This is a genomic window from Paracoccus sigandri (genome assembly GCF_003709565.1).
GTDB lineage: Bacteria > Pseudomonadota > Alphaproteobacteria > Rhodobacterales > Rhodobacteraceae > Paracoccus > Paracoccus siganidrum.
Genome location: NZ_QNRC01000058.1, coordinates 1 through 10614, shown reverse-complemented (window position 1 = coordinate 10614; position 10614 = coordinate 1). Strand labels below are relative to the sequence as shown.

Sequence of the window (10614 nt, the reverse complement as noted above, 5' to 3'; positions counted from 1 at the left end):
GGGAAAGAAGGGAGCCAGGCGCGCCATCTGCGCGTCGGTCAGCCAGAAGAGATCGCTCATGTCACCGCTCCGTTTTCGGAGGCGTGAATCACGCAGCGCAACAGAAATCAATGCATCCTGACCCTAGCGTCTCATTCCGTTCCTTCGGATGATCCGGGTTCTAGAAACGCATACTGAAGGTGGCAGCCAGGCGGTGCTCGCGCGCGTCCGAGGCAAGTTGGCCCTGATAGTCCAGTCGCATGGTTGCCCTCTCTCCAAGGTTAATGTCGGCGCCCAGGTCCAGCACAGCCGCGTTGCGGGCAATTGCCGCGCCGGCGATGTCGAAGGCTGCGCCCCCGGCAAATGCCATTGCCAGTTCCGGGTCAACGTCACCGAAGGCATGACGCCAGCCGATTCCACCGCTGACCGCGAGGTCATGCTCAGCAGATCTGATCGTCGTAGCTGCGCGCAACCCGATCGTGGTGAAAGTCGTGTTCATCACCCCTTCCGCACCCCCAAGCGCCATGCTGCCGCCACGTTCGGCGAAACTGTCTGTGCGCAGCCGGACATGGGCAAGCCCGGCATAGGGCTCCAGTGCCATGTTGCCGTGATCTACACGGTGGCCGACTTCGGCAAAGGCTTGCCAGACGTGCCCGTCATATTTTGACGAGAGCTGCGCGGCCATTTCACCGATGGCGGCGTGGCGATCTGCCTTCAAACGGTAAGTCGAATAGGTCAACCCGGCACGCAGGGCAGTCTGCCCCCATTCCGTGCCGGCATAGGCCCCGAGATGGATCCCTTTCCCTGATCCTAAGGAAACCCGATCATCCACGTCATACGAGCTGTCGCTCATCGCCAGCACGCCGCCCATCCGCCAATCCTCGACCAGCGCATCATAGCCAAGGACAAGACCATGGGTTCTGCGGTCCAGCTGCGCGGCATTGCCATCGCCATCTGTCCGACCCCGGGCGCCAAAGGCATGGCCCCAATAGGCCGGCCCATCAATCGTGGCGACGGCATCGACCGCCCCGCTGGCGGTCAGGGCCATAACGCGGCTCTTCGAGGCACCGACCGTCCCGAATGCCGCGCGTAGACGTCCGTTCACCGCATCGCGCAGGAAGTGGCTTTCGTCGATCAACGCCCCCTGCATTGATGCATGGATCTCGCCCGAGACTGAGTCGAAGGCGGATGCTGCCTCAGAGGCACTCAGATAAAGTGCCTCATCATAAAGCGGGTTGCCGCTGCCCAGTGACTCCAGCCCGAAAGCCGAAGAAGCCTGGTTCGCACTTTGTGCCACATCGGCGAAGGCGATATCCGAACGCTCCACCTCCAGCACAACATTGGCAGGAGTATTGTTCAGCGCAAAGCTGAGGAACGGTGCATTCGTCACCAGATCCCCCGCCAGCGTGTCATAGCCACCAGAGACGCTGCCAGTTGCGCCCAGCAACAGATACTCGCGCCCGAGCGACAGCCGCCCAGCCGTGGCGCGGTCAAGTGTCACGCTTGCGCCATTCTCGATCAACGCCTGACCCGAGACAGCGATGCCGGGCTGGGCACCCCCAGCCACCGGACCAAATACGAGGGTCGAGCCTGCCTGCTGGGTAAAGCTTCCCTCAACCTTCAACGGTGCCACGCCGCCGGTGGCTACCGCGCCGCCATCGGTAACCGTCAAGCCGTGGAAGGTGCCGGTGCCGCCTGCCGTGCCGCCATTCTGCACGGTCGTATGATCATTCACGGTGCCGTCATTGGCAAAACCGCCGGAAACAAGAGCCTTACTGGCAAGCGACCCTTTCGAGGTCAGGATCAATCCTGCACCGGTATTGATCGTGGTTGCACCGGTATACTGATTGTTGCCGGCCAGCGTCTGCACGCCACCCTGAACGATCAGACCACCGCCGTGATGCTTCTTCTCGGCGTCAAGGTCGATGATCGTCCCGCTGAAACTGTCCTGCGCCGCCGTCAGTACCAGATTGCGGTCGTAAAGCAGCACCGTGCCAGAGCCGGACAGGCTGCGAATCCTTGCATCATTATACGCATCTGACACCCCCCAAAGCGCGATGCGGTTGCCTTTGTCGCCGATGTCCAGCGTGCCATCCGCCACCACCCGCGATGAAGTTTCGATGCTGCCGATGCCGGCCAGTTCGAGCGTGCCATCCGCCTCAATCACGGTCTGGCCGGTATAGGTGTTGGCATTGGAAAGCCGCAATTGGGCGTGTTTTGCCACCGTCAGATCGCCAGCGCCCGAGATCACCCCGGCCGCGCCGAAATAGCCAACGGTGTATTCGGTCCCGTCATCATCCTTCATGGGGAACGGGCTGCCCATCTGGGCCGTTACCCGCGACAGCCCGATTTCGTCCACAGCAGGGGTATCCGTGGTGAAATTGTTGGCGCTGACAAAATATGGCGTATAGGCGGTGGACTGATTTTCCAGGTCATACATGACCGACTGGCTCACAAAGAAATCCATGCCAGCTATGAACTGCACCGGCGTGTCTGCGTTTCCCTCGATCTCGACGACATCAATGTTGGAAAGACCGACCGGCATACCATCCCCCGCCACAAGGTTCAGCGAGGGGATCGTCTTGTTGCCATCCTTGTCGATGTCGACCTTGACCCCGGACGCGACAAGGGCATTCAGACGCGCCGTGCTGATGGTGATCTGTCCGCCGCCGGGTGTGCCGGTGTCCAGTAGCGTGGCAACCTTGGTGATGCTGGGGGCGCCGTCATCGTCACCGAATGCCAGGGTGTAATTCCCCTCGAACTCGGCCGAGGCAGGTGCGCCAGATCCGGGGAAGTTCGGCAAGTTGTCCTTGGCGTCGACGGCGCTCTTGTCGCCCCAAGGCATGACCGAGGTGAACTGTGCACGCACCGCAGAATTGACATCCACGATCAGGCAGGGGGAACAACCCGGCGTAAGATCCTGCTTGCCCGACACGCTATTGCCGTTGGCGGCAATGACATAGCCCGTCTTCGTCGCCCGCCCGATCAGCCCTGATGTGCTTGCCCATTCTTTGCGCAGGTAATTGCCGGCACCAAAGGTTCCCCAAAGGGTCCCGTTATCGTCAATGGGCTTGTCCTGTGACATCTGCTTGCGGGCATTGAGGTCGGCATAATAGGCTGTTTTCGATCCATCCTCGTTGGTGACGACATAGACAGGATCCGCGCTCAGCAGCGGCTTTTCCGGCCCCTTGTAATCGGCCGTGTAGATGACATCGACGATCCGAGCCACCTGATAGGTGGATTGCTCCTCAACCGGCAGGGTAAAGTGCTCGGACCCGTCTGTTGCATGATAGGCGATGTCATCTACATCGACCTGCTGCAACAGGTAGCCATAGGTGCCGTCACCATAGAAATAGCCTCGGGGCTCAGTGTCCGGCGTCGGCTTCACCCCGCTGACATCGGAACCGAGCTGCATATTGGCACTGTCCGAACCGGTGTCGAACAGCATCTGCCGTCGCTGACCATCATTTGTGGAAACCCAGATGGTGATGCGGCTGAGTTCGTCATTCCCCTTGTCGTCCTTAACATACAGGTAATCAAGCGGGATTGATCTTGGATCGGCCAAGGCCGGAGATGATGCTAGGCCCAACCCTACAAGCAGGGCCAGCCCAGCCGTCGACCCGCCAAGCTGTCTGAGCAGGAACTTCCGATTTCCAAACACGTTGCACACCACCATGTCGCCTCTTTCTTCATACGAAATTACCCGGCGCGGATGCCGCGACGCGCCCCGAAGTCGCCCCCCGGTTTTCCGCCGGTGTTCAACATCGTCTTCGCCAGCAGCCGCACATCCAGAATCCGGCCATACCAGCCAGACAGTACACAGTCCTAGCGACCGTCATCCCGCTATGACTATCATGATTCGCACATTTTATAACATAACGAACATATTCTGCGGCTGTGCAGGTGCCCGAAGTTGCGGCTCGATGCTGTGGGATAATATGACCGGACCAAGGCAGAGCGGAAGCTGTCGGCCTGTTTCTGTATGCTAACCCCTTGGAGGATAAATGTTGAAACAACTTGGTATCATGTCGATTGCGGCGCTGGCCATCGGCGGCGCGGCAAATGCTGGTTCGTATGCGGCTCCGATCATTGAAGCCCCCGTGATCGCGCCCGCAGCACCTGCGCCGAGCCACAGCAACACCTGGACCGGTTTCTATGCCGGTATGCAGATGAGCTATTCGGATTTCTCGGTAAATCTCGACGGCGTCGATGACGCGACCGGCGGCGTCTACGGGATCCATGCCGGCTATAACCACCAGCTTCACAACAACATGGTCATCGGTGGAGAGATTACCTTCGATCACTCCAGCGCCGACAGTGATGTCTGGCAGGTCGAACGCCTGATGACGGTTCGCGCCAAGGTGGGGTATGCCCATAATAAATGGCTGGTCTATGGCTTGGCAGGCTATGCGCATGTCCGGACCGAGGGCGCCGACCGTGCCCATGGGAAAAGCGGCGGTGCAGTTTTCGGCATCGGCGCCGATTATGCCGTATCCGACAAGTGGCTGGTCGGCGGGTCCTGGGAAGGCTATCGTTTCAGTGACTTCAAGAACGATCCCGACAACATGGAAGTTGATGGCGGGTCCGTTCGGTTCCGCGTGTCCTACCGATTCTGAAACTTTGCTCCTTGCGGAGCATCTTGGAAAGGAAACACGATGAAGCTCAAAATGCTATCCGCTCTTGGCGTCGCTTGCACCCTCGCGGCGTGTGCCGAGAACCCTGACAATATTCGTGCGGGTTATACTTCGACTGCAACCTATCAGAACATGTCCTGCCAGCAACTGGCATCCGAGGCTATCACTGTCTCGAATCGTGCGCATGATGCGGCGAATGTCCAGCGCCGCCATCGAACTCGCGACGAAGTCGCTGTGGCGGCGGGGTTGGTCGTGTTCTGGCCGGCACTTCTGTTCGTTCACGGGAATGACCAGTCCACATCGGAGGTTGCACAACTGCGTGGTCAGATGCAGGCAATCGAGCAGGTTTCGGCCGCCAAGAATTGCGGAATGGTCTTCCAGCGGACATAACGCCTAGCCGGTCAAGGCAGGCACGACAAGCGGCTTGGAGGAGGCCCCCTAAGAACCCGCAGGCTCGCTTGGGCACAAGCGAGCCTGTAAAGCTATTGCGATTAATTTGGTTTCATAGGTGATCACTTGGGTTAATATTCTTCTTGCCGGAGATGCGAGGAATGCTGTCACGAAAAAATGGAGGCGTCTATGAAACATATCGTCCTGGCAACGATATTCTGCACGTTATCCCTGTCTGCCGCGCAGGCGGATCAGTGCATGGATAAGGCAATGGATCAGGCTTCAATGAACCGCTGCGCGGCGCAAGCCTATGAGAAATCCGACGCGGATTTGAACAGGTATTTCCATGAGATCAGACAGCGACTGGCTGATGACGTGGACGCGCGGCATCTTCTGCGCGATTCACAGCGAGCCTGGATCGCGTTTCGCGATGCGGAATGCGCCTTCGCCGCCTCGGCAACAGCCGGCGGCAGCGCGTATCCCATGGCGCACGATCTGTGCCTGGCCGACCTTACGCAGAAGCGCGCACATGAACTGCGACAGTATCTGGAATGCGAAGAGGGCGATATGACCTGTCCCGTTCCGTTCGCCGATTAACAGCTTGGGAGTGTATACAGTGAGAATAGCGGCTTATTTCACAACCGTCGTGATGGTCCTTGCCGCAACTGGCGCACCTGCTCTGGCTGAGGGGGTTGATCCTTGCGCGGGTATCGACACCAACCTGACCGATAAGCGCGCCAGAGAATATGCCCACCTGATCGTCGACGCATTTTCTAAGGATCTGAAGCCATCCGAGCGTTTCAAACCTTCAGATGTCGAGGTTGAATCGTTCCTGGGAGGCGGTCACTGGAGCGCTGTGAACGCATCCATTCCCACTGCTGATATGGCAATGTTCTTTTTTCAAGAGGTCGGTGGCAAGAAGCAGTTCAAGGATGTGTGGGGCGGCATTGCCGAAGCTTCCGAAGCCCCGCAATTGATAGAATGGGCCGAAGATCTGGGGGCGCCACATAATTTTGCGACCTGCTTCGCGGACCAGGTCACCTTCGACGATAATGCAGGCTCCCCATTCGGTTTCACGGTCGATCTGACCTTCTCGGCAAAGGCGGAGGAACGTCTGGCCGCGCTGCATGAGGAGGTTATCGTGTCAGCCTCCTACTATGGCGAGCCTTCTGCCAAAGGTAAGGAATTCGCTGATGATGTCGGGCGATTTGACCTTGGCACGGAAACCGTGCAGGTGCCGGCTTCGCCGGGAATCGCCAAGATCACTGGCGATCAGGTTGGCGAGAGTGACCTCGAATGGATAGAGGGTCGCCCCAACGTTAATGTCAATGTCTTCACTGCTCGCATCAGCGGCGACGACAATTTCATAAGTTGCGATTTCATTGATGGCCCGGTTGACGACGTCATTCAATCTATGCCCGTCGCACTGCATTGCACCCTGATCGAAGAGGAGGTCGATGCCGAGCCGAAGCCGTGACAGGCGCGCTGTAGGAAAGCCATCGGTGTCTCTGGCCACGACTTCGCATCGCAACCAATCGCACACGTTTCAAAATGGAACAGCAAACAACAGATCACCAGCAAATCTAAGCTATGGTTGTCGGGGGTCCGCTTGCAGACCCTTCGATACCCGGAGTGTTTTACAGCGACCCCGGCGACCACGATGGCTCTCACGACCTCGAGGAAAGCAACCGGCTGATGCGTATATTGATACCAGTCTTTATGTCACTGCTTGTGGCGCTGACCGCGACACGTAGCGACGCGCAGGACGCGCCGCTGGAAGAGTTGGTGGTTGGAGTCTATGTCAGCCCACCTTTCGTATTGGAGAACGGCGATGGAAGTTATTCCGGCATGGCAATCGATCTCTGGGAGACTGTTGCCGACCGGATGAATGTGGCGTTTCGCTATACCACTTATCCGACCTTCGGCTCACTGGTCCGTGCCACGGCCGGTGGCGAGCTGGATGCGGCTGTTACCAATCTGACCATTACCCGTGAACGCGCCGAACAAATCGCATTCACCCAGCCGTGGTATGATGCCGGGTTAAGGATCATGGTGCCCAGTCAGGGCGGAGGTGGGTTTCGGGCTATGCTGAACGGGCTTCAGGATGCCGGCCACCTCCGCGCCTACATATTTCTACTGTCAATGATCCTGATCGCCACTGTTGGCCTGTCACTCTTTGATCGGCGATTTGATCCGCATCATCCCAGACGATGGCGTGAATCTATTGCGGAAAGCTTCTATCAGGTGATGTTGACTATCACCTCCGGCCGAACTACGCGCAAGAACCTGTTCGGCTGGGTTGGGCGCATCTGGCAGGCTATCTGGCTTATCGTCGGCGTCACGGTTATCGCCTATATTACTTCATCGGTGACCAGCGTCATGACCACCGTGTCCCTGGTTCAGGGCATTTCCGCGCTGTCGGACCTGCCCGGCAATACGGTTGGTGTCTTTTCCGGAAGTGTTGCTGAGCAATATATGCGGGAAATGGGTATCGCCACGCGTTCATATGTTAATATTGATGCTTCGGTTGTCGCGCTGCGCGAGGGGCGACTCGACGCTGTGGTAGGAGACGCGCCCATCCTTGAACATTATGCCCTTACCCATCCGAAGGACAATCTGGCGGTGGTCGGCAACTTGTTTCACCCGGACAAATACGGCTTCGCCTTCCCACGTGAAAGCAACCTGACGATACCGACTACACTGGAGCTTCTGGAGCTTCAGGAAGATGGTACGCTGGAGAACCTGAAGCTGGAGTATTTCGGAAGCAGGAATTGACCTTCATCTGATGATGGAGCGACGAGAAGAAGCTCGGGATCGTGCTGTCATCTGGGTGGCGGGCGCGACGGTGACGCAAGTGGCGCAGCGCCATGAGGTGACCCGACAGCAGCTCTTTGCTTGGCGGCATGATCGGAAGAAGGGGCCAGTTCATCTCCCGACGACAGAGTTCCGCAATAACCCCGGTCCGCATACATCCGCTTCATGTGCCGGCTCTTCTCTTCCGTGGCCTTCGTCTGGCTGATCAGGGACGGGCGCATCACCACCGAAACCTGGCGCGCGGTCCTCGACGACTTTGTCGATGACGCGGAACTCGTCGCCCGTATCAAGTCCAATCGCCGCGGTAACAATCGGTCGGTTATGATCAGCCGATCACCTCAAATAAGCTGACAATCCAAATTACCTCGAAGATGAGTGCAAATAAGGCAAAGATGGTATGATAGCGGTTCGACCTCCATGCCAGTGCGGCGAAGGTGCCGGCGATCAAAATTGCCTGCCTGATCGGATAATACCAACCGTACCGGGAGACATAGTAATCACCTCCTTTTATTAACGTGTCGATAACGTCAACCGTCAATAGAATCAGCAACAGGATATAAAAAACTCGCCGGCGCTTCTTGAAATAATCCTCAAAGCCTTGGTACTCGTCTATCCTATCCGGAAAGATGACGGCTGACATCACGACGAACAGGAAGGCATAAAATATTAGGAAGATATATATGTTGAATGACCAATCCTGGCGATGGGCAAGCGCGAACTCGAACCACCAGAAGTGAATAATGAACAAGACAAGGAATAGGGCCCACGTGAAGTGTGGAAGGTATATCCTCTCCCGGGCTGGGTGTTGTATGAAGCGAGTCATCCCTGTGATTAAACGGCTAACGCTGAGCCCTAGTACCATGCCAAGAATAATGCGGACATGGGTGAAGACCTCAGGGCCATTGATTGCGCTATGAATATCACTCATGCTATTTTACAATTTTGAAGTTATGATTACATATGCCGGAAGGTGGTGATCACTTCCGTCTTAACTCTCCCGGCGTTATGCCGAAAAGTTTCTTCATAACAACCGTCATGTGAGACTGGCTGGAGAAGCCATGCGCGTCCGCGATCTGTGAGATGGGCGAGTCTGTATTGGCAATAGATGACATTGCACGCTCCGCCCTCAGTTTCATAATGTACTGATGCGGAGATATACCCATCTCCGCGCCGAAACTGCGCGAAAAGTGCCCGCATGACATATCGAGCATGTCGGAAAGTTCACTAATTTTTATCGTGCGATGAATGTTTTCGTGTATATACTCGACAACCCTGCGGCGAATATATGGTGCCAGTCCGCCTAACCTCGGACTGTAGTTCTCAGGTTCGACGGCATTGGTCATTCGTCTGATGAGGTGGGAAAGCAATGCAATGCTGAGGGACTCCATGTAAAGATTGTTATCCCCGTCATTGATGATTTCGCTTCTCATCAAACTGGCCAGTTTGTGTGCAATTGGGTCCGCATCTCCAACCTTGAACAATGGGGGATCCGACAATTCGAGATCGAATTCCTTGATGCTCAGGTTGTTCAGGTTCTCGGGTGTGACAGAGAGAAGTATGTTCTCCTTCGGCTTCGACCATTCTGCGGTGTAGTCTCCTCCGGCTGGCACCAATTCCACCGTGCCCGGAGGTGCGTAATATTCCTGTCGGCGAGATGAGCACAGCATAGTTTTCCTCCGTGCCTGCGGCGTCAGAAGGATAAGGATAAAATGCGAACTGGCGGTAAACTCTATCTTGCCTGCATTTGTTCGTGTCAGTGTGAAGTCAACGTGTGGACCATAATACTTCGGGCCCCATTTCTGGGGCACGATATCTATCGCCCGGGGAGGCGGGCAATCGGATGATTTTTTCCGGTTCTCAATCTTCATTTCCTATCCAAACTGCTCTGATGCGTCCCGGGCATCCCGGAGGTGGTTCCATTTGGGTAGCTGCATTCGCCCTTGGCGATCCGCTCGTATGTTGCGTGGCCGTCCGTGCAGTGCACGACGTCGCCAGCCATGATGGGCGCAGGGCAACGGAGATCGCCGCTGGGCCCCCGGCTGCGATGACACGGCTTCCGCCCGCTATTTCGCCTCGCCCCCCCCGGGTCTGTCGCAGCTCTTGCGGTGTCAATCCGGCGAGCAGCAGACGGCCTAACTCGGTCAGATCGAACGCAGGGCATGCCAAGTCTTCGAAAGCTTGAAGTCCTCGCATTTTATCCCAGGGTGTCGAGAAGGGCAAAAGGAAATCCAATAGGGATTGCTGACACCTGTTGTTCGGCGTCCAAAAGGGAGTCTGGCGTGGATCTGGTGCAGTTGATCTTCTGTGCTGCTACATTTTGACCTTCTTCACGGGAGGTTGGCGATGGCGTCGTGGTTTTCGCGCCGAGGTTTTCTGCCGGTAGGGCTTGGGACCGATCAAATCGAGCTCGATGGTAATACGGTCCGTATCCATGCCCTCTCTTCGGAGGTTGCGGCTGCCTGTCCACACTGCGGGAGCATCTCGGACCATGTCCACAGTCGGTATCGACGTCGGCCGGCTGATGTTCCTGCGCATGGGGGAGCCGTGGAAATCGTCTTGCAGGTTCGTCGCTTTCGCTGCCGCGCGCCCAGCTGTCCGGCCCGGATCTTCGCCGAACGGTTCCCGCCCGGCGTCACCCGACCGCATATGCGACGCACCTCGCGCTTGCAGGTGTCCGTCGTCAGAACATTTGGCTCAGATCGGGGCTTAGATTAGCGGAGAGCGGGCCTCGTCTTGGGGTTGATGTTATGCGGCGAGCTTGCGGTGCTGCAAGCGCCGATGTTCGATGGTCTTTCGT

Annotated in this window: 9 protein-coding genes and 1 pseudogene; 7 read left to right on the top strand and 3 right to left on the bottom strand. The window is 57.1% G+C overall.

Features of this window, described 5'->3' with window-relative positions; all coding sequences use genetic code 11:
- Positions 1-160: 160 nt before the first annotated feature.
- Positions 161-3655 (bottom strand): autotransporter outer membrane beta-barrel domain-containing protein, encoded by a 3495-nt coding sequence (locus C9E82_RS22870; protein ID WP_119896590.1) that lies wholly within the window; start codon positions 3653-3655, stop codon positions 161-163.
- A gap of 328 nt (positions 3656-3983) precedes the next feature.
- Between C9E82_RS22870 and C9E82_RS22865 the strand changes: the two genes are divergently transcribed.
- The 6 genes from C9E82_RS22865 (at position 3984) to C9E82_RS25475 (ending at position 8022) form a co-directional block, all read left to right on the top strand.
- Entirely contained in the window at positions 3984-4595 is a 612-nt protein-coding gene (locus C9E82_RS22865; RefSeq protein WP_119896591.1) for an outer membrane protein, read from the top strand.
- Between the two features lie 39 nt (positions 4596-4634).
- Entirely contained in the window at positions 4635-5003 is a 369-nt protein-coding gene (locus C9E82_RS22860; RefSeq protein WP_119896592.1) for a hypothetical protein, read from the top strand.
- A gap of 189 nt (positions 5004-5192) precedes the next feature.
- Positions 5193-5600, top strand: a complete 408-nt coding sequence (locus C9E82_RS22855) for a lysozyme inhibitor LprI family protein (protein ID WP_119896599.1) — start codon at positions 5193-5195, stop codon at positions 5598-5600.
- Between the two features lie 52 nt (positions 5601-5652).
- Positions 5653-6480 (top strand): hypothetical protein, encoded by an 828-nt coding sequence (locus tag C9E82_RS22850; protein WP_147393029.1) that lies wholly within the window; start codon positions 5653-5655, stop codon positions 6478-6480.
- Between the two features lie 155 nt (positions 6481-6635).
- On the top strand, positions 6636-7778 hold the full coding sequence (locus tag C9E82_RS22845) for a transporter substrate-binding domain-containing protein (protein ID WP_244936069.1): 1143 nt from the start codon (positions 6636-6638) through the stop codon (positions 7776-7778).
- 10 nt (positions 7779-7788) lie between these two features.
- On the top strand, positions 7789-8022 hold the full coding sequence (locus C9E82_RS25475; RefSeq protein WP_170161973.1) for a transposase: 234 nt from the start codon (positions 7789-7791) through the stop codon (positions 8020-8022).
- Positions 8023-8142: 120 nt separating this feature from the next.
- On the opposite strand, the gene C9E82_RS22835 is transcribed toward C9E82_RS25475, so the two are convergent.
- Both C9E82_RS22835 and C9E82_RS22830 read right to left on the bottom strand, forming a co-directional pair.
- A complete protein-coding gene (locus C9E82_RS22835) occupies positions 8143-8745 on the bottom strand; it encodes a hypothetical protein (RefSeq protein ID WP_119896594.1) in 603 nt (200 codons plus the stop codon).
- Positions 8746-8794: 49 nt separating this feature from the next.
- On the bottom strand, positions 8795-9685 hold the full coding sequence (locus tag C9E82_RS22830) for an AraC family transcriptional regulator (protein ID WP_119896595.1): 891 nt from the start codon (positions 9683-9685) through the stop codon (positions 8795-8797).
- Positions 9686-10160: 475 nt separating this feature from the next.
- Here C9E82_RS22830 and C9E82_RS22825 point away from each other — a divergent pair.
- Positions 10161-10511: pseudogene (locus tag C9E82_RS22825) on the top strand (transposase family protein); the annotation flags it as partial.
- Positions 10512-10614: the final 103 nt, after the last annotated feature.